Raw genomic sequence first — 19,491 nt, 5'->3', positions numbered from 1 at the left:
GCCTCAGCGCATCGCCGCCAGCTTGATACCAAAGCCCACCAGACAGACACCGGCCAGGCGCTCCAGGGCATGCGTCACCCGCGGGCTGGCGCGCATGCGCTCGGCCAGGCGGTGGGTGAGCAGCACCGCCACCAGGCCGTAGAGCAGGGTCAGGCCGGCCACGGTCAGCGCCATGAAGGCGAAGGTCACCACGCCCTGGTGGCGCACCGGGTCGATGAACAGCGGGAAGAACGCCATGTAGAACATGATCGCCTTGGGGTTGAGCAGGGTGATCATCATGGTCTGGCGCAGGTAGCGGCCGCTGGCCATGCCGCTGTCGCGCGGCGCGCCGCCGGGCTTGCTCAGCACCATGCGCAGGCCGAGCCAGGCCAGGTAGGCGGCGCCGGCCCACTGCACCACATGGAAGGCGGCCGGGTAGGTGGCCAGCAGGGTGGCGACGCCGGCCACCGCCAGCCACATCAGCACCTGGTCGCCGAGGATCACCCCGAAGGTGGCGGCCAGGCCGCCCTTGATGCCGCCCTTGCCGGTGGCGGTGATCAGGGCGAAGTTGCCGGGGCCGGGGATCGCCAGGAGGATGAGGAACGCGATCACGAAAGCGCCGTAGTCGGTCACGCCGAGCATGGGAAGTCTCCTGGGGAAGGTGGGCGGGCAGATCACGATATATGCCATTATTCGCGGGACTTGCAAAGCCATGGCGGCACAGGGAGGTGAAGATGGCGTTCAGCGCGGATGAGCGGGCGGTATTGCTGGCGGTCAAGGGCGTGGGGCCGACCGTGGTGCAGCGGCTCGAGCAGTTGGGTTATGACTCGCTGGCGCGACTGGCCGGGGCCGATGCCCTGCAGATCGTCAGCGAGGCGGCCGGGCTGGTGGGCAGCAGTTGCTGGAAGAACAGCCCGCAGGCGCGGGGGGCGATACAGGCGGCGATTGCGCGGGCCAGGGAGGTTGCTTTTTGACGGGCTGTCCAGATGTGGCACGCACGTTGACCGTTTCCCCTGTAGGAGCGGCCTTGTGCCGCGAAAAGGCTGCGTAGCGGCCCCAGGGGTTCAGCGTTGACACATCAATCGCCGGGGCTGCTACGCAGCCCTTTCGCGGCACAAGGCCGCTCCTACAGAGGGGCGTGCAGGGCCTTTGGAGCAGCATAAAAAAGCCCCGAAGACCAAGGCCTTCGGGGCAAACGGTTGGGGGAGGAACCAACCAAAGGAGTCTTCACATCAGGGGGCGATCAGCGCGAGCTGGCCACCACGTCGGGTTGCCAGCCGCCGCCCAGCGCCTTGTAGATCGCGACGATGCCGCTGTACAGCTCGACCTCGCCCTGGGCCTGGGCGTCTTCGGCGCTCAGGCGTTCGCGCTCGGCGTCGAGCAGCACCAGGTAGTCCACCGTACCTTCGCGGTAGCGCACCGAGGCCAGTTCCGCCGCCTTGCGGCTGGCGTCGCTCTGGCGCATCAGCGCCAGCAGGCGCTGTTGGCGCTTGCCGTAGTCGCTGAAGGCATTGGAGGATTCCTCCAGGGCCAGCAGCACCTGCTGTTCGTAGTTGGCCAGGGCACCCTCGGCATCGGCCTTGGCGCCGCGCAGGCGGGCGCGCACGCTGCCCAGGTCGAAGGCTGCCCAGGTGATGCTCGGGCCCAGCGCCCAGGCATTGGCAGCCGAGGAGCCGATCTGCGAGCCGCGCGCGGCGGTGAAGCCGAGGAATCCGCTCAAGCTGACCCGTGGGAACAGGTCGGCGGTGGCCACGCCGACGTTGGCCGTGGCCGCCGCCAGCTGGCGCTCGGCGCTGCGGATGTCCGGGCGGCGGCGCAGCAGCTCGCCGGGGTCGCCCACCGGCAAGGCCTTGGCTATGGCGGGCAGGGCCTTGGGCGCCAGGTCCACGCTCAGGGCGTCCGGGCGCTGGCCGAGCAGGGTGGCGATGCGGTTCTTCGCCCGTACCTGTTCGGCCTGCAGCTGTGGCACGGTGGCTTCGACACCCGCCAGGCGGGCGTCGGCGCGGACCACGTCGAGCTCGTTGCCGACCCCGGTATCGCGCAGGGTTACGGTGATGTCCCGCGACTGCTGCTGGGTCTTGAGGTTGGCCACGGCGATCTGCTCGCGCAACTGGGCGCCGCGCAACTGGCCATAAGCGTCGACCAGTTCGGCGATCAGGCTGACCTGCAGCTGCTGCAGGTCGGCCTCGGCGGCCGCTTCCTGCGCTTCGCTGGCTTCGATCTGGCGCTGGATGCGGCCGAACAGGTCGAGCTCCCAGGCCATGTCCAGGCCCAGGTCATAGCGCTCGCTGTTGACCCGGCGCTCGGTCTGGCCAGGCACCTGGCCCTTGCCCAGGTCGCTGCTGGCGCGGCTGGTGACCACCGGCAACTGGTCGTTGGCGGCGTCCTCGCGGATCGAGCGCGCCGCCTTCAGGCGGGCGAAGGCCACGCGCAGGTCGCGGTTGCCGTCCAGCGACGCCTGTACCAACTGGTTGAGCACCGGGTCGTCGAACTGCTTCCACCATACGCTCTCGAAGCGGCTGCGGTCGAAGGCCTTGGCTTGCAGGCTGCTGTCGAGCTGCGCCGGTTCCGTGGCCGGGGTCTTGTAGTCCGGGCCCACCGCGCAGGCCGCCAGGGCCAGTGCCAGCAGGCTCGGGGTCAGGGGTTTGAGCAACTTCATGCGTGGTTCTCCAGGGCCACTGCGTGCCCGGCCTTGCGGGCCTGGCGACGCTCGACGAAACGGCGGATCAGGAAGAAGAACACCGGGGTCAGGAACAGGCCGAACACGGTCACCCCGATCATTCCCGAGAACACCGCCACACCCATGGCGTGACGCATCTCGGAACCGGCGCCGGAGCTGAACACCAGCGGCACCACGCCCATGATGAAGGCGATCGAGGTCATCAGGATCGGCCGCAGACGCAGGCGGCAGGCTTCCAGTACCGCAGCCAGCGGGTCGAGGCCCTTGGCCTGTTCATCCTTGGCGAACTCGACAATCAGGATCGCGTTCTTGCACGCCAGGCCCACCAGTACGATCAAGCCGATCTGGGTGAAGATGTTGTTGTCGCCACCGGAGACGATCACCCCGGTGATGGCCGACAGCAGGGTCATCGGCACGATCAGGATCACCGCCAGCGGCAGGCTCCAGCTCTCGTACTGGGCGGCCAGCACCAGGAAGGCCAGCAGCACGCAGAGCGGGAACACGAACAGCGCGGTGTTGCCTGAGAGGATCTGCTGGTAGGTCAGGTCGGTCCATTCGAAGGTCATGCCGTTGGGCAGTTCCTCCTTGAGCAGTTTCTCGATCGCCGCCTCGGCCTGGCCGGAGCTGTAGCCTGGGGCCGCGGCACCGTTGATCTCGGCGGTGATGAAGCCGTTGTAGTGCATGACCCGGTCAGGCCCGGAGGTGTCGCTGACCTTGAGGAAGGTCGCCAGCGGAATCATCTCGCCGAGGTTGTTGCGCACCTTCAGCTGGCCGATCTGCTCGGCGTCGAGGCGGAACTGCTGCTCGGCCTGGACGTTGACCTGGTAGGTACGGCCGAAGCGGTTGAAGTCGTTGGTGTACAGCGAGCCCAGGTAGACCTGCAGGGTGTCGAAGATGTCATTGATCGCCACGCCGTGGGTCTTGGCCTTTTCCCGGTCGATGGCAGCATCGACCTGCGGCACGTTGACCTGGTAGCTGGTGAACAGGCCCGCCAGTTCCGGCACGTTATGGCTCTTGGCGATGATGTTCTGGGTTTCCTTGTACAGCGCTTCGTAGCCCAGGTTGCCGCGGTCCTCGATCTGCAGGCGGAAGCCGCCGATGGTGCCCAGGCCTTGAACCGGCGGAGGCGGGAAGATCGCGATGTAGGCGTCCTGGATATCGGCGAACTGGGCGTTCAGGGCTGCCGCGATGGCCGCCGCCGACTGGCTCGGGTCCTTGCGCTCGTCGAACGGCTTGAGCGGGGTGAACACGATGCCGCTGTTCGGGCTGTTGGTGAAGCCGTTGATCGACAGGCCCGGGAAGGCCACCGAATCAGCCACACCCGGTTGCTTGAGGGCGATCTCGCTCATCTTCTTGATCACCGCCTCGGTACGGTCGAGGCTGGCGGCGTCAGGCAGCTGGGCGAAGGCCACCAGATACTGCTTGTCCTGGGCCGGGACGAAGCCGGTCGGGGTGGACGAGAAGCCCAGGTAGGTCAGGCCCATGAGGCCTGCATAGACGAACAGGGCAATGCCGCTGGAGCGGATGACCCGGCGCACGCCGCCGACATAGCCATGGCTGGCGCGGTCGAAGAAGCGATTGAACGGGGCGAACAGCCAGCTGCCCAGCAGTTTTTCCAGGAACCGCGAGAAACGGTCCTTGGGCGCGTGGTGGTCCTTCAGCAGCACGGCGGCCAGGGCCGGCGACAGGGTCAGCGAGTTGAATGCCGAGATCACGGTGGAGATGGCGATGGTCAGGGCGAACTGCTTGTAGAACTGCCCGGTGAGGCCGGAGATGAACGCGGCGGGCACGAACACGGCGCACAGCACCAGGGCGGTGGCGATGATCGGGCCGGTCACTTCGCTCATGGCCTTCTGCGTGGCTTCCAGCGGTTTCAGGCCAAGGCCGATGTTACGCTCGACGTTCTCCACCACGACGATGGCGTCGTCCACCACGATACCGATGGCCAGTACCAGGCCGAACAACGACAGCGCGTTGAGCGAGAAGCCGAACAGGTGCATCACCGCGAAGGTGCCGATCAGCGAGACGGGCACGGCCATCAGCGGGATGATCGAGGCGCGCCAGGTCTGCAGGAACAGGATCACCACCAGCACGACCAGGATCAGGGCTTCGAACAGGGTGTGTACCACGGCTTCGATGGAGCCACGAACGAACACGGTCGGGTCATAGACGATGCTGTAGTCCATGCCTTCCGGGAACTCTTTCTTCAGTTCGGCCATCTTCGCCCGCACTTCGTCGGAGATCTCGATGGCGTTGGAGCCTGGGCGCTGGAAGATCGGGATGGCCACCGCCGGCTGGTTGTTCAGCAGCGAGCGCAGGGCGTACTGGCTGGAGCCGAGCTCGACCCGGGCGATGTCCTTCAGGCGGGTGATCTCGCCGTTGGCACCGGCACGGATGATGATGTTCTCGAACTCTTCCTCGTTGACCAGACGGCCCTGGGTGTTGATCGACAGCTGGAAGCTGGTCGAACCCGGGGCGGGCGGGGCGCCCAGCTGGCCGGCGGCGACCTGGCGGTTCTGCTCGCGAATGGCCGCCACCACGTCGCTGGCGGTCAGGTTGCGCGAAGCGGTCTTGTTCGGGTCGAGCCACACCCGCAGCGAGTAGTCGCCCATGCCGAACAGCTGCACGTCACCCACGCCACCCAGGCGCGCCAGCTCATCCTTGATGTTGAGGATGGCGTAGTTGGACAGGTAGAGCATGTCGTAGCGGTTGTCCGGCGAGGTCAGGTGCACGACCATGGTCAGGTCGGGCGAGGCCTTGTCGACGGTGATGCCGATGCGCGTCACCTCTTCCGGCAGCTTGGGCTGGGTGCGGGTCACGCGGTTCTGCACCTGCACCTGGGCGTTGTCCAGGTCGGTACCGAGGGCGAAGGTAATGGTCAGGGTCAGCTTGCCGTCGGCGGTGGACTGCGAGGACATGTACAGCATGTTCTCGACACCGGTGATGGCCTGCTCCAAGGGCGCTGCGACGGTCTCGCCGATGACCTTGGGGTTGGCGCCGGGGAAGTTGGCGCGCACCACCACGGTGGGCGGCACCACTTCGGGGTATTCGCTGATCGGCAGCTGGAACAGCGAGATCGAGCCCGCGATCAGCAGCACCAGCGACAGCACCGCGGCGAAGATCGGCCGGGTAATGAAGAATTTCGAAAAGTTCATCGGTGTTGTCCCTTAACCGCGCGGCGCTTGGGCGCTGGCGACTTTGACATTGGCGCCGGCAACCTTCGGCGCCGGGTTGCTGGCCTCCAGGGCCTGGCGCTGCTGGGCGAGGGCGGCGAGGGTCTGCTCGCTGGCCATCGGCGTTTCCTCAGGGGTGACCGGCGAGCCCGGGCGCACGCGCTGCAGGCCCTTGACCACGATGCGGTCGTCCTTGGCCAGGCCACTGCGCACGATGCGCAGGCCTTCGAGCTTGGGTCCCAGTTCCACGGCGCGGTAGGCGGCCTTGTTGTCCTTGTCCATGACCAGCACGAACTTCTTGCCAAGGTCGGTGCCGACCGCTTCGTCGTTGATCAGCACGGCGTCGTACTGGGCGCTGCCGACCAGCTTCAGGCGCGCGTACAGGCCCGGGGTGAACTGGCCGTCGCGGTTGTCGAACACGGCGCGGCCACGGATGGTGCCGGTGCGCGGGTTGACCTGGTTGTCGACGAAGTTCATCTGGCCCAGGTGCGGGTTGCCGGTCTCGTTGGTCAGGCCCAGGTACACCGGGGTGCTCTGGCCGCGCTGGCCGTCGCGGGCGAGCTGGCTGTACTTGAGGTACACGCGCTCGTCGGCGTCGAAGTAGGCGTACACCTTGTCGATGGAGACCACGCTGGTCAGCGGGGTGACGTCGGCGCTGACGATGTTGCCGGCGGTGAACTGGGCGCGGCTGACGCGGCCACTGATCGGCGCGGTAACGCGGGTGAAGCTCAGGTTCAGGCGGGCCAGGTCGAGCTGGGCCTGGATCGCGTCGACCCCGGCGCGGGCTTCGGCGGCGGCGCTGCTGCGCGACTCGGCCAGTTCCGCAGAAATCGCGTTGCTGTCGCGCAGGCGCTCGCCACGGCGGGCTTCGTTGGCGCTGCGGATGGCGGTGGCCTTGGCCTGTTGCAGCTGGGCTTCGAGGCGGCGCACTTCTGCCTGGAACGGGCGTGGGTCGATCTGGAACAGCAGGTCGCCTTTCTTGACCTGGGCGCCTTCGGTGAAGGCCACCTGGTCGATCTGGCCGGACACCCGTGGACGTACTTCGACGGTTTCCGGCGCTTCGAGGCGGCCGGTGAACTCGTCCCATTCGTTGATCGGCTGTTCGATCACCTTGGCTACGCTGACCTTGGGCGCGGCGGGAGCCTGCACGGCGTCGGGGGTGCGACCGCAAGCGCTGAGCACCACCACTGCCAGGGCAGCGAGGGGGAAGCGCAAGGGTTTGAGTGAGTGATCCATGGAGAACTCCGCCAATGTATTAGTAGTGGGCGGAGTGTGAGTGTCTTGCGCGTGGCGCACGAATCAAACGGAGCGAAGGTTATTATCACGCGCAATGATAGGTCGGGTGCCGTCATCGATCCGGACGCATGGTTTTGGTCTGGAATCATTTCGTATAGGACATCGCTGTCGCGCAGGGAACTGTTATCTCTGTGGGAGCGGGTTTACCCGCGAACACCAGCACAGCCGGTGCAATACACCGCGCTGGATTCTTCGCGGGTAAACCCGCTCCCACAGGATCAAGCCAAATCAATAAGTTACGTATTCCATAGGGGCGGTGTAATTCGGCAGTCAGCGTGGCCCGCCGGATGCCTTCTCACGCAACGCCTTGGCCACTTTCGCCTCGATATCGTAGGCCGGCCCCTCCAGTGCCTGGTAATCCCGGGTATAGCGCCTGGCGAATTCCTCCACCCCCAGTTCCTGGTACTGCTGCACATGCTTGAGCTCATGGGCCCACAGCGCCACGTTGTCCTCGGCATCGGCGCTGCGACGGAAAATGATGGTGTCGATCAGGGTCACCGCGTTGACGTCCGGGTTCTGCAGCAATGCGTTGGCGGCGCTGATCTGCTGTTCATCGCCCACCCGGTAGCGCGCCGCGTCGAGCACGGCGAAATCGTACCAGGGCTCGAGCTGGGCGCGGATATGCAGGGGAATCGGCTGGCTGCCGCTGGCGGTGGCCTCGTCACGGGCCTGGCGCAGGGCGAACACCAGGCTGCCGCTGGCCATGCGCTCGACATCCTGCAGCACCTGGCCGCCCTGGTTGGGGTCGATGGGCGCGCAGAAACACACCACCAGGCATACCTGGTATTGCCCGACCGGGCAGCTGTCCTGGGCGAAGGCGGGCAGAGTCAACAGCAGTCCCAGCAGCGTACTAGCGAGCCTCATCGAAGACCCGTCCGACCAGTTTGCGGCTGGCGTCCAGCACCTGCGCCTGCACCGGCTCGCTGGCCAGCATACGGCCCACCACCAGTGCGCCGACGCACTGACTGAGCAAGGCCCAGGCCAGCTCGGAGTCGTCGAGGGTCTCGCTCCACGCCTGGTGCAGCTCCACCAGCCAGTGTTCGGCCTGTTCGCGCACCGGTCGCTCGGCGCGGGCGATCTCCACCCCCAGTGGCGGTAGTGGGCAGCCGCCCTCGGCATTGTGCAGGTGGGCCAGGCTCAGGTATTGCTCGAGCAGGCGCTTGAGCCGGGGCCGATCGGTGCCACGCTCGACCAGACGCGCCAACGGGCTGTTGGCCAGTTCGCGGCGGACGATCTCGCTGAACAGGTCGTCCTTGGACGGGAAATGGTTGTAGAAGGCGCCGCCGGTCAGGCCGATGGCCTTCATCAGCCCGGCCACACCGGTGGCGGCGAAACCCCCGCGCTTGGCCAGGGCGCCGCTGCTGGCCAGCAGCTTTTCGCGGGTCTGTTGCTTGTGGTCGGTGCTGTAGCGCATGCGCGGAACCTCTTGGCGCGGGCTTGACGATAGGCTGATCGTAGCATAGCGTTCGTTTACTAAACGATCATTCATCAATGGAGCGGTCCATGGCAGAACAACAAAAGGTCGTGCTGGTGATCGGCGCGGGCGACGCCACCGGGGGCGAGATCGCCAAGCGTTTCGCCCGCGAGGGGTATGTCGCCTGCGTGACCCGGCGCCAGGTGGAAAAACTGCAGCCGCTGGTCGATGAGATCCGCGCCGCAGGTGGCCAGGCCCATGGCTTCGGGTCCGATGCGCGCAAGGAAGAAGAGGTCGCCGAGCTGGTCGAGACCATCGAGCGGGATATCGGCCCGATCGACGCCTTTGTCTTCAATATCGGCGCCAATGTTCCGTGCAGCATCCTCGAGGAAACCCCGCGCAAGTACTTCAAGATCTGGGAAATGGCCTGCTTCGCCGGCTTTCTCACCGCCCAGGCGGTCGCCCGGCGCATGGTGACCCGCGAGCGCGGCACCATCGTCTTTACCGGCGCCACCGCCGGTACCCGCGGGGCGGCCGGTTTCGCCGCCTTCGCCGGGGCCAAGCATGGCCTGCGCGCCTTGGCCCAGAGCATGGCGCGCGAGCTTGGGCCGCGCAACATCCATGTCGCCCATGTGGTGGTCGACGGCGCCATCGACACCGCGTTCATCCGCGACAGCTTCCCCGAACGCTATGCGCTCAAGGACCAGGACGGCATCCTGGACCCTGCGCACATCGCCGACAGCTACTGGTTCCTGCATGCCCAGCCACGGGATGCCTGGACCTTCGAACTTGACCTGCGCCCGTGGATGGAGCGCTGGTAAGTCCCACCCTCATACAAGGAACGAATCATGAGCAAGACCGTCGAGTTCTTCCTGGACCTGGGCAGCCCGGCCACTTACCTGGCCTCGACCCAGCTACCCGCCCTGTGCGCGCGTCACGGGGCGCGGTTGGTGTACAAGCCGATTCTGCTGGGCGGGGTGTTCCAGGCCACCGGCAACGCCTCGCCGGTCATGGTGCCGGCCAAGGGGCGCTATATGCGCATCGACCTCAAGCGCTACGCCGACCGCTATGGCGTGCCCCTGACCCTGCCGCCAGGGTTTCCGGTAAACACCCTGAACCTGATGCGCGGGCTGACTGGCGTCCAGTTGTTTGCCGAAGCGCGATTCGAGGCGCTGTTGAAGGTGCTGTTCGAGGGGCTGTTCGTGCACGGACGCAATCTGGGAGACCCTGCGGTATTGGGTGAGACCTTGGCCGCAGGAGGCTTCGAGGCCGAGATGTTCCAGGAACTGGCCGCGCGGCCCGAGGTCAAGGACGCCTTGCGCAAAGCTACCGAGGAGGCGGTCGAACGTGGCGTGTTCGGGGCGCCGACATTCTTCGTCGACGGGCAGATGTTCTTCGGCCAGGACCGGCTGGATTTCGTCGAGCAGGCTTTGGCCCGGCAGGCATGACGATCTGGCCATGCCACCCCCCTGTAGGAGCGGCCTTGTGCCGCGAAAGGGGCGCGAAGCGGCCCCGGCGATCTTTGCGTCAACGCTGAACCCTGGGGCCGCTTCGCGCCCCTTTCGCGACACAAGGCCGCTCCTACAGGGGATTGCACATGGATCAGACCAACAGTCGTTCTATTTGATCGCGTTCCCAGAGGCTCAGGTGATCCACCGGATTGGTGCCATAGCGGTGCCAGTCGTCCAGCGTGCCCTGGCGCCCATCCGGGCTCTGGCAGTGGCTGCAGTGGGCCAGTCCCTCGCTGTCCAGCACCAGGCTCAGGCGCCAGCCGTCGACTAGCACCTCGACCTGCCCGCCGGCCAGGCGGGCGACCGTTACCAGCGATCGGACGCCAAGGGCGGCGTCACGCAGGCACTGGTACGCCTCACGGCTGGCGACGGTGGTCATGGGCGGATCAGAAGTTCGCCGGGGTATTGGCGCTGATGATCTCGGCCTCGTCGGGGCCGATGTTCTTGAAGGTGTGGGGCAGGGTGGTAGGGATGTAGTAACCATCGCCGGCGTTAAGCACGCTGACCTGGCCATCGACCCACAGCTCCATGGTGCCTCGGGTGACCAGGCCGCATTCCTCGCCTTCGGCGTGGACGATCGGCTCGCCGGAATCGGCGCCCGGCGCATACAGCTCGCGCAGCATGCGCATCTGCCGGCCTTCGACACTCGCACCGACCAGCAGCATGCGCAGGCCGTTACGGCCCAGGTCGGGCTGCTCGCCGCCACGGAAAACGTAACGTTCCTCGCGCACCGGCTCGTCGAAACTGAAGAACTCCGCCAGGGACATGGGGATCCCTTCGAGCAGTTTCTTGAGGGAACTGACCGAAGGGCTGACCCGGTTCTGCTCGATCTGCGAGATCGTCGAGTTGGTCAGCCCGCTGCGGCGGGCCAGTTCCCGTTGGGAGAGGTTGTTGCGTTCACGCACCAGTTTGAGTCGTGTCCCCGTGTCCATAGCCGCCTTGTTTGCAGAGGTGTCAAAAATAATGGGCGAGGCATTAAAACACACTCTGCAGGCTTGCGCGCTGTGCGTCTCAGTGACGCTGGTCGCTCGCTGCCGGCCACAGCCCCACCAACAACAGCAGGGCACCCACGGCAAGGAACGGCAGGCGCGGGTCGAGGGCATAGACCAGGGTGCCGGCCAGCGGCCCGATCACCGCGCCCATGCCCTGGGCGGCGCCGATCGAGCCGGCCGTGGCACCCTGTTCGCTGGCGTGCATGGCGTTGGCCGCCAGGGCGGAGAATGCCGGGAAGACGAAGCCCATGCCAAACGCAGCGACGAAGAATGCGCTCCACAGCCAGGGTGCGTGGGTTGCCAGCGCTGCGGCAGCGAAGCCCAGGCCGGAGATGCTGGCGCCGACACGGATCATTTTCGCCGGCGGCCACTCGAGCCTGCGCAGGAACACCTGCGCCAGCATCAGCGCCACGCCCACGCAGGTCAGGGCGATGCCCGCGGCCTGGGCGGCGTCGCCGGCCTCCAGGTGCAGGCGATCGAGGGCGAAGAAACCGACGGCGATCTGCGACACGGTGATGCTCAGCATGGCGCTGAAGGCCACCAGCAACGGGCGGCGCAGGCGTGGATCGGACAGGCGCACCGGATTGGGCGCATGAACGTGTGCCAGTGGCTGCGGCTTGAGCTTGAACAGCAGCACCACGAACGCCGTGGCCGGCAGCAGCGACATGGCATAGAACGGCAGGCTCAGGCTGTAGCGCGACAGCAGCGCGGCCAGTGCCGGGCCGACCACCAGGCCGACGGCATTGGCCGCGCCCAGCGAAGCCATGGCCCGCGCCCGGCGCTGGGGCTCGACATGGTCGGCAATCAGGGCATTGCCGCCCACCGGCAGCGCGGCATAGAAGGCGCCGATCAGGCCGCGGGCCAGCATCAGCCCGAAGAACGCCACGCTCGCGCCCGGCAGCCAGCGCAATGCGCCGTCGATGAACAGGCACAGCACCCAGTAGGCCAGGGTGAAGCCGCCGCTGCCCAGCAACAGTACGCGGCGCCGGCCATAGCGGTCGGCCAGGCGCCCCCAGGGCCGCGCCAGCAGCACCCAGACCACGCCGGCCACGGTCACCGCCGCGCCGGCCTGCCAGGTGGCCATGCCCAGCAGGCGGGCGATGGGGCCGATCAGGGCGACGAAGGCCATCATCGACATGGTGCAGGCCATGTTCACCAGCATCAGTGGACGCAGGTCCAGGGTGCTGGACGGGGTCAAGGCGGCAGGGTCCTTTGCAACGTTCATGGGGCAGTCCGGGGCAGTTCGACGAAATGAGCGCCAATGTTAGTAATAATTATTTACATGTGTCGACCCCGGCAATGCTCATTCACTGCGGCGCAGCGGGCCTGGCCACATGCTACGCAAGACGCCGTCGCGGCGCACCAGGGCATGCACCAACGCCGCCCCCAGGTGCAGCAGCACGGTGGCGAACAGCAGGTAGCCGGCCCAGCCGTGGGCCTGGCGCAGTATGGCGTACAACTGCAAGTCGTGGGGGGCGATGGCGGGCAGTTGCAGGGGCCGTGGATAGCCACCGGCCGAGAGCATGGCCCAGCCGAGCAGCGGCATGGCCAGCATCAGGCCGTACAGCAGCAGGTGCGAGGCGCCGGCGGCCAGCCGTTGCAGGCGCGGCAGGTCGCCGGGCAGCGCCGGGTGTGGCAGGGCCAGGCGCAAGGCGATACGCAGGATCACCAGCACCAGCAGGGCCAGGCCTGTGGCCTTGTGCAGCTCGACCAGCAGCGGATGCCGTGGCGACAGGTCGCCGACCATGTTCACGCCGATGAACAGCATGGCCAGGATCAGCGCGGCCATCAGCCAGTGCAGCAGGCGGGCCAGGGGGTGGAAGGCGGTGGCGGTCATGGGCGGGCTCCTTCGCTCAGCGCTTCGTGGCTGCGGCGGTTGAACGACACTGAATAGGCGGCCGAGCGGGCGGCGAGGATCGGGTCGGCGGACGGTTCGATGCCGTGGGGCAGGATCAGCGGGTCGAAGTTCAGGTCGCGGCAAGCGCCTTGCTCGGGGCCGTCGACCCGTTCCAGCACCAGGGTGCCGGCGTCGATGCTGCGACGTTCGACGGGCCAGGGACGGGCAGGGTCGTCCACCGGGTCGCCGGGCTCGGCCAGGGTCAGGCGCAGGGTCCAGCGCAGCGGGCCCTGGGCCAGGCGTTGCTGCAGGTCGTGCTGGAGGAACTGCTGGTCATCGACCTGGGCGGGCAGGGCGGCGAACGTTGTCTGCGGCTCCAGGGCCCAGCGTACCGGGTGGGCGTTGCCCTGGGCATCGATCAGGCGAAAGGCATTGATGCTGTTGTAGGCGGTGCTGGCGAAGCTGTCGCTGGGCTTGTAGCTGGCCGCCCACTGGCGAAACGCCGCGCTTTCCGGGTGGCTGGCGAAAAACGCCTGCAGCTTCGCTGGGTCCGGCTTGCCGGTGGCCGGGTCGGGCGCCCCGGCCAGCACCTGCTGGTAGAACGCCTCGGGCGTGCTCACCGCCAGCACCGGCGGGTTGTTCATGCCGGTGCGCCAGACCTGGCCGTCGTCGCTGCTCAACTGGATGGCCAGGCTGCGTACCGGTATGGCGGTGTCCGGGGCGAAGGGGTTGGCGCCGCCGATGGCGAAACGACCGATCACCGGCACCTGGGCCTGGCTGAAGACGCGGGCGCTGGAGAGCGCCGCAGCCTGCCCGCTGGCCTGGAAGTAACCGCTGACGCACAGACCTTTGGCATGGTTTTTCCGATAGCCGGGATAATGGCCGGCCTGGGCCTCGAAGGTGTCGATGATGCGCTGCGGGGTCAGCCCTGGCGCGCCGATCCAGCCGGCGGCATAGGCGAAGCCCGCTCCGAGGGCGGCGAGGGTGGCGCCGATGGCGGCCAGGCGCAGGGCCTTGGCGGTGCCATGCAGGGGAGTGGTCATGGGGACGCTCCGGTCAGGTGGGATGAGCCGGTACGACGCAAGGGCGAACGATTTATTCCCGCCGGGGGAATAGATTTCGTGCCGGGCCGTCTGCCCATTACACTGACTGCCCATTGGGGCCCGGAACCCGACCATGCACGATCTGGACGACCAACAATGGCGCGAGCTGCTGCAACGCCTGCGCCGCTTCGCCCTGTGGCTGACCCGCGAGCCCGGCGGCGCCGACGACCTGGTCCAGGCCACGGTCGAGCGTGCCCTGAGCCGCCGTGGCCAGCAGCGCGACGCCGACAGCCTGCGGCCCTGGCTGTTCACCATCCTTTACCGGCTGTTCCTCGACGGCAAGCGCCGCGAGCGCCTGCACGCCCGCTGGCTGGCCTGGTTCGGTCGGGGCCAGGCCGAGGAACCGGCCGGTGGCGAGATCGAGAGCATCGTCCTGGCCCAGGCCGATCTGCGCGCCTTCGCCCGGCTGTCGGCGGAGCAACGCGCCCTGTTGCTGCTGGTCAGCGTCGAAGGCCTGAGCTACAAGGAGGCGGCCGACACCCTCGGCATTCCCATCGGCACGGTGATGTCGCGCCTGTCGCGTGCCCGTGCCGCCCTGCGTGAACTGACCGAGGGCAACCCCACGCCCCCGGCCCTGCGGAGACTCAAATGACGCGCCTGATCCCCACCGAGCACGAGTTGCACGCCTATGTCGACGAGCGCCTGGAGCCGGCTCGCCGGGCCGAGGTCGAGGCGTGGCTGGCGGTCAATCCCGAGGATGCGGCGCGGATCGAGGCCTGGCGCGGCGATGCCCGGCGCCTGCGGGCGGCCCTGGCCGGCTTCGGCGAGCAGCCCAGCGATCCGGCGCTGGACCTGGCGCCCCTGCGCCGCCGCCTGCGCCAGCGTCGGCAATGGCGCCTGGCACAGGCGGCGGTATTGCTGCTGGCCGTGGGCCTGGGCGGCCTGGGCGGCTGGCAGGCACGTGAGGCGACGCTGTTCGCCGGCATGTTGCCCATGGCCGATGCGGTGGAGGCCCACCGATTGTTCGCCGATGCAAGCACGCTGGATATCCAGGCCAGTGATCCGGCGCGGCTGCAGGCCTGGCTGGGACGTCACTTCAACCGTGTCGGCCAATTGCCGGACCTGTCTGGCTATGGTCTGCAGCCGGTGGGCGCACGCCTGCTGAGCAACGAGGCGGGGCCGGCGGCGCTGCTGGTGTTCCAGGACCGCCAAGGGCTGCGCATCAGCCTGTTCCTGCGCTCGCCCGGCGAACACTTCGAGCGCATGCCCAGCGGCCAGCGCACCGACGGCCAGTTGCAGGCCCGCTACTGGTCCCACGGCGACTACAACTTCGCCCTGGTCAGTGCGGTGGATGATGCCCGTGGCGAGCAGGTGCGCCGGGCGCTCGGCGTCAGCCTGTAGGCCAGTCACCTGTCCCGGGTATCGATGCTCACCACCACCGACATCCCCGGCCGCAGCTGCCTGGCCTCGGGCTGGTCGCCATCGACGGTGATCCGCACCGGGATGCGCTGGGCGATCTTGACGAAGTTGCCGGTGGCGTTGTCGGCCTGCAGCAGGGCGAATTCCGAGCCGGTGGCCGGGGAGATCTGCTGCACGTGGCCGCGCAGCTTCAGGTGGTTGAGCGCATCGACGGTGAAGGTGGCGGGTTGGCCGATGCGCACCTTGGCCATCTGCGTTTCCTTCAGGTTGGCGATCACCCACAAGGTGTCCGGCACCAGCGCCATCAACTGCGCGCCGGGATTGACGTAGGCGCCCAGCCGGGTGCCGATCTGCCCCAGTTGGCCGTCCCGCGGCGCCTTGACCCGGGTGTTGTCCAGGTCGATGCGGGCCAGCTCCACGGCGGCCCTGGCATTCTCCACCGAGGCCTGCAGCGCGGCACGGTTGACGATTACCGTCTCGCGGTCCTGGCGGGCGATTTCCAGCGCGGCCCTGGCCTGGGCCAGGCTGGCGACGGCGGCGGCATGGCTGGCGCGGCTCAGGTCCAGTTCGCGGCGCGACACCGAGCCGTCGCTGACCAGCGCCTGGTTGCGCTGCAGGTCGGCCTTGGCCTTGTCGGCCTGGGCCGCGGCGTCGCTGATCGCGGCCTGACGCTGGGCGATGCCGGCCTCGGCGCTGTTGCGCTGCTGCAGGTTGTTGGCCAGCGCCGCCTCCTGCTGTTTGAGCTGGGCGATGGACTGGGCCAGGCGCTGGATGTAGATACGGTCATCCAGGCGCACCAGCAGGTCGCCCTGCTTGACGAACTGGAAGTCGTGCACCGGCACCTCGACGATATAGCCGCCCAGTTGTGGCCCGATAATCGTCACCTGGCCGCGCACCAGGGCGTTCTCGGTGCTCTCGATGGCGCTGCTGAACGGCGGCAGGCGCCAGGCGTACAGCACCAGCAGGATGCCGGCCAGGGCCACGGCGGCGAAGCTCAGCGACGACAGCAGGCGCACCCGCCGGCTGCGCGCCGGGCTGGTCGGTTCGCTGGGTGGTTGCGCGCCTTCCGGGGTTTCGGCGATGGCGGTGGTGGTGGTCGTTGGCGTCTCTTGGGTCATCGGCTCGGGGTACCGCTGGTGGAGTGGTTGTAGCGCAGGTACAGGCTGCGGATGAAGATCCAGATCATGGTCAGGATAGCGATGGCGCCGATCAGCATGAACACATCGTTGTAGGCCAGCACATTGGCCTCGCGGGTCGCAGCGTTGGCCAGCAGGCGCATGCCGGCCTCGTTGCGCAGCGCCGGGTCGGCGAACACCCCGGCGTAACCGGCGCCACCGCCCTGCACGCGGGCGCTGACCAAGGGTTCCAGGGCGCTCAGGCGATCCATCAGCTGGTTGGAGTGGAATTTCTCGCGCACGGTCTGGAAGGTGCCCAGCAGCGCCGAGCCGATCAGCCCGCCGAGGTTGTTGCAGATACCGAACAGCACCGAGAAGCTCACCAGGTTGCGCGGGTTGGCGCGCACATGGCCGATGCCCAGCGCCATCGACGGGCCGACGAAGAACGTGCTGCCGAAGGCCAGGAGGAACTGGCTGAGGTACATCTGCGCCGGACGGGTCAGGTTGCTCGAGGTACTGTCCATGAAAGCGCCGGTGGCCATGGCCGCCAGGGAGATGAACAGCGGCAGCACCAGGTGCTGGGGGTTGATGGTCAGGGCGCTGGTGGTCAGCCCCGTGACCGCGCCCAGCAGCATCACCGCGTACAGCGCGCGCATCTGCTCGTTGCCCATGTTCAGCGCCTGGAGGAAACCCACGGCGCCGGTGGACTGCTCGGAGATCACCATGCGGATCAGGATCACGCACAGGGCCAGGCGGATGATCGCGCCGCTGCCCAGCCAGCGGGTCATCAGCAGCGGGTTGCTGCGGTTGTGCTCGATGGCCAGGCCCGAGAGGATCAGGGCGATGGAGCACGCCAGGGCGACGCCGATCCACGGCGCGTCCAGCCACCAGTCGATGCGCCCCAGCGACAGCGCCGCGCAGAGCAGGGCGGTGCCGCTGGCCATCAGGGTGAAGGTGAGGAAATCCAGGGGCTCGAAGGTCTTGAAGCGATCGCCGGGGGGCAGCTTGAGCAGCAGCACGCAGCCCAGCGCGGCCAGGGCCAAGCCCAACTCGAACAGGTACAGCCCCCGCCACTCGGCGATCTGCAGCAGGTCCTCGGAGAACACCCGGGCCAGCGGCACCGCCAGCTGCGAGGCGCCAAGGCCCAGGACCATCGCCTTGAGCCGCCACTGCGCGGGGAAGGCCTGGATCATGTAGTACAGGCCCAGCGAACTCAGCGCGGCGCCGACCATGCCATGGGCGGCGCGCACGGCGATGGCCGAGTTGAGGTCGTTGACGAACAGGTGGGCGAGGGTGACCAGGGCATAGAGCACCAGGAACACCTCGGTGAAGGCGCGCAGGCCGAACTCCTGGCGGAACTTCACCAGCAGCAGGTTCATCGACACGTTGGTCATCACGAAGGCCGCCGGCAGCCAGGCCATTTCGGCACTGGTGGCACCCAGCGCGCCCTGCAGGAACGGCAGGTTGGCGACCACCAGGGCGTTGCCCAGGCCGCCCGTGATGGCCACCAGCAGGCCGACCAGGCCGAAGGCCAGGCGCTTGGCCGGGGCGTGCAGCGGCGTCGAGGGCGAGCCGGGCAGGCTGGGCTTCTCATGGGGGAGCCACTGGCGGGGGGCGTACTTGTCCATCGGGTTGTCCGTTACCGCAGGTGATCCGACTCTACGTCAATGGCCGTTTGGATGAAATCATCGCTCAAACGCCGAGCGCCAGGCGCATGGCGCAGCGATTGCCCAGGCCATGGGCCAGCTCGCCGGCAAGGATGCCTTGCAGGCGCGCATCAAGCTGCGGCGCGGGGATGCGCTCGAAACCATAGCGGGCGTAGAACGGGGCATTCCAGGGGACATCGTCGAAGGTGGTCAGGGTCAGCCAGGCCAGGCCGTTCAGGCGCGCGGCTGTACGCGCCTGGTCCAGCAGGCCGCGACCCAGGCCCTGGCCCTGGGCTTCCTGGCGGACCGATATCTCATGGATGTGCAGGGCGTCGCCTGTGGTGCTGGCGCAGAGAAAACCCAGCGGCAGGTCCCGGCCATCCACGGCAACCCAGCTGCCGCCCTCGGTGACGAACGTCAGGTGCTCGGCTTCGTTCATCACATCGCTGTCGGCCAGCCAGGCCAGGTGCGGCAATTGCCGGAAAGCCTGGGCCGCAGAGCGTTCCAGGGTAGGGAGCAGGGGGATGTCGCTGACGAGGGTGGGGCGCACGTGCATGGTGGATCAGGGCCTGTAGGAAATCGCGCAGCCCATTGGGCTGCGCTGTTGCATAAAGAACTGTACCCCTGTGGGAGCGGGCTTGCCGCGAAGCAGGCGTCGCGGTGCTTGGCACCGGCTTTGCCGGTGATCGCGGGGCTAGCCCGCTCCCACGCTGTTCCAATCTGCGCAGGAAGAGTGGAGTTTGCCAGATCGGCGTGTGAAGGTGTTGCATTGTAATTGTTATAACGTAACATTTATGGTCTTCCTTTCATCCAGGGCCTCCACCGTGATCCGCAGAAACCCCTCCGGCCATCTCCCGCAAATCGCCGAATCGGCCTATATCGATCACACCGCCATCATCTGCGGCAAGGTGATCATCCACGACAACGTGTTCGTCGGCCCCTATGCGGTGATCCGCGCCGACGAGGTGGACGGCAGCGGCGACATGCAGCCGATCGTCATCGGTGCCAACTCCAATATCCAGGACGGCGTGGTGATCCACTCCAAGTCCGGCGCGGCGGTGCGCATCGGCCAGTACAGCTCGATCGCCCACCGCTCCATCGTCCATGGTCCGTGCGAGGTCGGTGACCGGGTGTTCATCGGTTTCAACAGCGTGCTGTTCAACTGCAAGGTCGGCGACGGCAGCGTGGTGCGGCACAACTCGGTGGTCGACGGTCGCGACCTGCCACCGCGCTTCTATGTGCCGCCCACCGAGCACATCGGCCCGCACACCGACCTGGAGCGTTACCCGCCGGTCAGCGTGTCGGCCTCGGAGTTCTCCGAGGACGTGGCGCGCACCAACATCGACCTGGTCCAGGGCTACAAGGCCCTGCAGAACGAGTTCTGAA

The 19,491-nt window shown here is 67.4% G+C and carries 20 protein-coding genes; 6 read left to right on the top strand and 14 right to left on the bottom strand.

The window, feature by feature from the left end; translation table 11 throughout:
• Positions 1–3 precede the first annotated feature (3 nt).
• On the bottom strand, positions 4–621 hold the full coding sequence (locus tag AC0MAZ_RS18295) for a LysE family transporter (protein ID WP_232856142.1): 618 nt from the start codon (positions 619–621) through the stop codon (positions 4–6).
• A 92-nt stretch (positions 622–713) separates the two neighbouring features.
• On the opposite strand from AC0MAZ_RS18295, the gene AC0MAZ_RS18290 reads away from it, so the two are divergent.
• Complete coding sequence (locus AC0MAZ_RS18290) at positions 714–953, top strand: helix-hairpin-helix domain-containing protein (RefSeq protein ID WP_110738643.1); 240 nt, start codon at positions 714–716, stop codon at positions 951–953.
• 269 nt (positions 954–1,222) lie between these two features.
• On the opposite strand, the gene AC0MAZ_RS18285 is transcribed toward AC0MAZ_RS18290, so the two are convergent.
• The 5 genes from AC0MAZ_RS18285 to AC0MAZ_RS18265 form a co-directional block, all read right to left on the bottom strand.
• On the bottom strand, positions 1,223–2,638 hold the full coding sequence (locus tag AC0MAZ_RS18285; RefSeq protein WP_475858786.1) for an efflux transporter outer membrane subunit: 1,416 nt from the start codon (positions 2,636–2,638) through the stop codon (positions 1,223–1,225).
• Positions 2,635–5,814, bottom strand: coding sequence for an efflux RND transporter permease subunit (locus AC0MAZ_RS18280; protein WP_203652451.1), 3,180 nt, complete (start codon positions 5,812–5,814; stop codon positions 2,635–2,637). Before AC0MAZ_RS18280 ends, AC0MAZ_RS18285 begins: the two co-directional genes overlap by 4 nt.
• A gap of 12 nt (positions 5,815–5,826) precedes the next feature.
• The gene (gene mexE / locus AC0MAZ_RS18275) at positions 5,827–7,068 is read right to left on the bottom strand and encodes a multidrug efflux RND transporter periplasmic adaptor subunit MexE (protein ID WP_475858785.1); all 1,242 of its coding nucleotides are present in this window, start codon (positions 7,066–7,068) and stop codon (positions 5,827–5,829) included.
• Between the two features lie 330 nt (positions 7,069–7,398).
• Positions 7,399–7,992 (bottom strand): eCIS core domain-containing protein, encoded by a 594-nt coding sequence (locus AC0MAZ_RS18270; protein ID WP_475858784.1) that lies wholly within the window; start codon positions 7,990–7,992, stop codon positions 7,399–7,401.
• Positions 7,979–8,542 (bottom strand): TetR/AcrR family transcriptional regulator, encoded by a 564-nt coding sequence (locus AC0MAZ_RS18265; protein ID WP_232856139.1) that lies wholly within the window; start codon positions 8,540–8,542, stop codon positions 7,979–7,981. The genes AC0MAZ_RS18270 and AC0MAZ_RS18265 overlap by 14 nt, the downstream gene beginning before the upstream one ends.
• 89 nt (positions 8,543–8,631) lie before the next feature.
• On the opposite strand from AC0MAZ_RS18265, the gene AC0MAZ_RS18260 reads away from it, so the two are divergent.
• Both AC0MAZ_RS18260 and AC0MAZ_RS18255 read left to right on the top strand, forming a co-directional pair.
• Positions 8,632–9,363 carry an SDR family oxidoreductase gene (locus AC0MAZ_RS18260; RefSeq protein ID WP_254464248.1) on the top strand — a complete coding sequence of 244 codons (732 nt, stop codon included), beginning with the start codon at positions 8,632–8,634 and terminating at the stop codon, positions 9,361–9,363.
• Between the two features lie 27 nt (positions 9,364–9,390).
• Positions 9,391–9,990, top strand: a complete 600-nt coding sequence (locus AC0MAZ_RS18255) for a DsbA family protein (protein ID WP_475858783.1) — start codon at positions 9,391–9,393, stop codon at positions 9,988–9,990.
• Positions 9,991–10,144: 154 nt separating this feature from the next.
• Here AC0MAZ_RS18255 and AC0MAZ_RS18250 read toward each other — a convergent pair whose 3' ends face one another.
• The 5 genes from AC0MAZ_RS18250 to AC0MAZ_RS18230 form a co-directional block, all read right to left on the bottom strand.
• The gene (locus AC0MAZ_RS18250; protein ID WP_203652456.1) at positions 10,145–10,432 is read right to left on the bottom strand and encodes a DUF7693 family protein; all 288 of its coding nucleotides are present in this window, start codon (positions 10,430–10,432) and stop codon (positions 10,145–10,147) included.
• 7 nt (positions 10,433–10,439) lie between these two features.
• A complete protein-coding gene (locus tag AC0MAZ_RS18245; protein WP_050705832.1) occupies positions 10,440–10,985 on the bottom strand; it encodes a cupin domain-containing protein in 546 nt (181 codons plus the stop codon).
• A 79-nt stretch (positions 10,986–11,064) separates the two neighbouring features.
• Positions 11,065–12,270, bottom strand: coding sequence for an MFS transporter (locus AC0MAZ_RS18240; protein ID WP_203652457.1), 1,206 nt, complete (start codon positions 12,268–12,270; stop codon positions 11,065–11,067).
• Positions 12,271–12,348: 78 nt separating this feature from the next.
• A complete protein-coding gene (locus tag AC0MAZ_RS18235) occupies positions 12,349–12,882 on the bottom strand; it encodes a cytochrome b (protein ID WP_232856135.1) in 534 nt (177 codons plus the stop codon).
• Positions 12,879–13,925, bottom strand: coding sequence for a catalase family peroxidase (locus AC0MAZ_RS18230; protein WP_475858782.1), 1,047 nt, complete (start codon positions 13,923–13,925; stop codon positions 12,879–12,881). Before AC0MAZ_RS18230 ends, AC0MAZ_RS18235 begins: the two co-directional genes overlap by 4 nt.
• A gap of 133 nt (positions 13,926–14,058) precedes the next feature.
• Here AC0MAZ_RS18230 and AC0MAZ_RS18225 point away from each other — a divergent pair, with 133 nt between their 5' ends.
• Together AC0MAZ_RS18225 and AC0MAZ_RS18220 are read left to right on the top strand one after the other, a co-directional pair.
• Positions 14,059–14,577, top strand: coding sequence for a sigma-70 family RNA polymerase sigma factor (locus AC0MAZ_RS18225; RefSeq protein ID WP_232856133.1), 519 nt, complete (start codon positions 14,059–14,061; stop codon positions 14,575–14,577).
• Positions 14,574–15,326, top strand: a complete 753-nt coding sequence (locus AC0MAZ_RS18220) for an anti-sigma factor family protein (protein ID WP_203652458.1) — start codon at positions 14,574–14,576, stop codon at positions 15,324–15,326. Before AC0MAZ_RS18225 ends, AC0MAZ_RS18220 begins: the two co-directional genes overlap by 4 nt.
• 5 nt (positions 15,327–15,331) lie before the next feature.
• Here AC0MAZ_RS18220 and AC0MAZ_RS18215 read toward each other — a convergent pair whose 3' ends face one another.
• From AC0MAZ_RS18215 to AC0MAZ_RS18205, 3 genes are all read right to left on the bottom strand, one after another.
• Positions 15,332–16,462, bottom strand: coding sequence for an HlyD family secretion protein (locus tag AC0MAZ_RS18215; protein ID WP_475858781.1), 1,131 nt, complete (start codon positions 16,460–16,462; stop codon positions 15,332–15,334).
• Entirely contained in the window at positions 16,459–18,087 is a 1,629-nt protein-coding gene (locus tag AC0MAZ_RS18210) for an MFS transporter (RefSeq protein WP_203652460.1), read from the bottom strand. Before AC0MAZ_RS18210 ends, AC0MAZ_RS18215 begins: the two co-directional genes overlap by 4 nt.
• 64 nt (positions 18,088–18,151) lie before the next feature.
• Positions 18,152–18,661: a GNAT family N-acetyltransferase gene (locus AC0MAZ_RS18205; protein WP_254464252.1), complete on the bottom strand. Its 510-nt coding sequence runs from the start codon at positions 18,659–18,661 to the stop codon at positions 18,152–18,154.
• Positions 18,662–18,929: 268 nt separating this feature from the next.
• Between AC0MAZ_RS18205 and AC0MAZ_RS18200 the strand changes: the two genes are divergently transcribed.
• Positions 18,930–19,490 carry a gamma carbonic anhydrase family protein gene (locus AC0MAZ_RS18200; RefSeq protein WP_062362175.1) on the top strand — a complete coding sequence of 187 codons (561 nt, stop codon included), beginning with the start codon at positions 18,930–18,932 and terminating at the stop codon, positions 19,488–19,490.
• Position 19,491 lies beyond the last annotated feature (1 nt).

This window comes from Pseudomonas sp. A (assembly GCF_056270345.1).
The sequence above is the reverse complement of the archived record's forward strand: the minus strand, read 5'-3'. Positions and strand labels throughout refer to the sequence as shown.

What these genes read in the sequence shown, in the direction of transcription:
- AC0MAZ_RS18295 (WP_232856142.1), bottom strand. Translation starts at nt 621, where the DNA reads ATGCTCGGCGTGACCGACTACGGCGCTTTCGTGATCGCGTTCCTCATC.
- AC0MAZ_RS18290 (WP_110738643.1), top strand. Translation starts at nt 714, where the DNA reads ATGGCGTTCAGCGCGGATGAGCGGGCGGTATTGCTGGCGGTCAAGGGC.
- AC0MAZ_RS18285 (WP_475858786.1), bottom strand. Translation starts at nt 2,638, where the DNA reads ATGAAGTTGCTCAAACCCCTGACCCCGAGCCTGCTGGCACTGGCCCTG.
- AC0MAZ_RS18280 (WP_203652451.1), bottom strand. Translation starts at nt 5,814, where the DNA reads ATGAACTTTTCGAAATTCTTCATTACCCGGCCGATCTTCGCCGCGGTG.
- mexE (WP_475858785.1), bottom strand. Translation starts at nt 7,068, where the DNA reads ATGGATCACTCACTCAAACCCTTGCGCTTCCCCCTCGCTGCCCTGGCA.
- AC0MAZ_RS18270 (WP_475858784.1), bottom strand. Translation starts at nt 7,992, where the DNA reads ATGAGGCTCGCTAGTACGCTGCTGGGACTGCTGTTGACTCTGCCCGCC.
- AC0MAZ_RS18265 (WP_232856139.1), bottom strand. Translation starts at nt 8,542, where the DNA reads ATGCGCTACAGCACCGACCACAAGCAACAGACCCGCGAAAAGCTGCTG.
- AC0MAZ_RS18260 (WP_254464248.1), top strand. Translation starts at nt 8,632, where the DNA reads ATGGCAGAACAACAAAAGGTCGTGCTGGTGATCGGCGCGGGCGACGCC.
- AC0MAZ_RS18255 (WP_475858783.1), top strand. Translation starts at nt 9,391, where the DNA reads ATGAGCAAGACCGTCGAGTTCTTCCTGGACCTGGGCAGCCCGGCCACT.
- AC0MAZ_RS18250 (WP_203652456.1), bottom strand. Translation starts at nt 10,432, where the DNA reads ATGACCACCGTCGCCAGCCGTGAGGCGTACCAGTGCCTGCGTGACGCC.
- AC0MAZ_RS18245 (WP_050705832.1), bottom strand. Translation starts at nt 10,985, where the DNA reads ATGGACACGGGGACACGACTCAAACTGGTGCGTGAACGCAACAACCTC.
- AC0MAZ_RS18240 (WP_203652457.1), bottom strand. Translation starts at nt 12,270, where the DNA reads ATGAACGTTGCAAAGGACCCTGCCGCCTTGACCCCGTCCAGCACCCTG.
- AC0MAZ_RS18235 (WP_232856135.1), bottom strand. Translation starts at nt 12,882, where the DNA reads ATGACCGCCACCGCCTTCCACCCCCTGGCCCGCCTGCTGCACTGGCTG.
- AC0MAZ_RS18230 (WP_475858782.1), bottom strand. Translation starts at nt 13,925, where the DNA reads ATGACCACTCCCCTGCATGGCACCGCCAAGGCCCTGCGCCTGGCCGCC.
- AC0MAZ_RS18225 (WP_232856133.1), top strand. Translation starts at nt 14,059, where the DNA reads ATGCACGATCTGGACGACCAACAATGGCGCGAGCTGCTGCAACGCCTG.
- AC0MAZ_RS18220 (WP_203652458.1), top strand. Translation starts at nt 14,574, where the DNA reads ATGACGCGCCTGATCCCCACCGAGCACGAGTTGCACGCCTATGTCGAC.
- AC0MAZ_RS18215 (WP_475858781.1), bottom strand. Translation starts at nt 16,462, where the DNA reads ATGACCCAAGAGACGCCAACGACCACCACCACCGCCATCGCCGAAACC.
- AC0MAZ_RS18210 (WP_203652460.1), bottom strand. Translation starts at nt 18,087, where the DNA reads ATGGACAAGTACGCCCCCCGCCAGTGGCTCCCCCATGAGAAGCCCAGC.
- AC0MAZ_RS18205 (WP_254464252.1), bottom strand. Translation starts at nt 18,661, where the DNA reads ATGCACGTGCGCCCCACCCTCGTCAGCGACATCCCCCTGCTCCCTACC.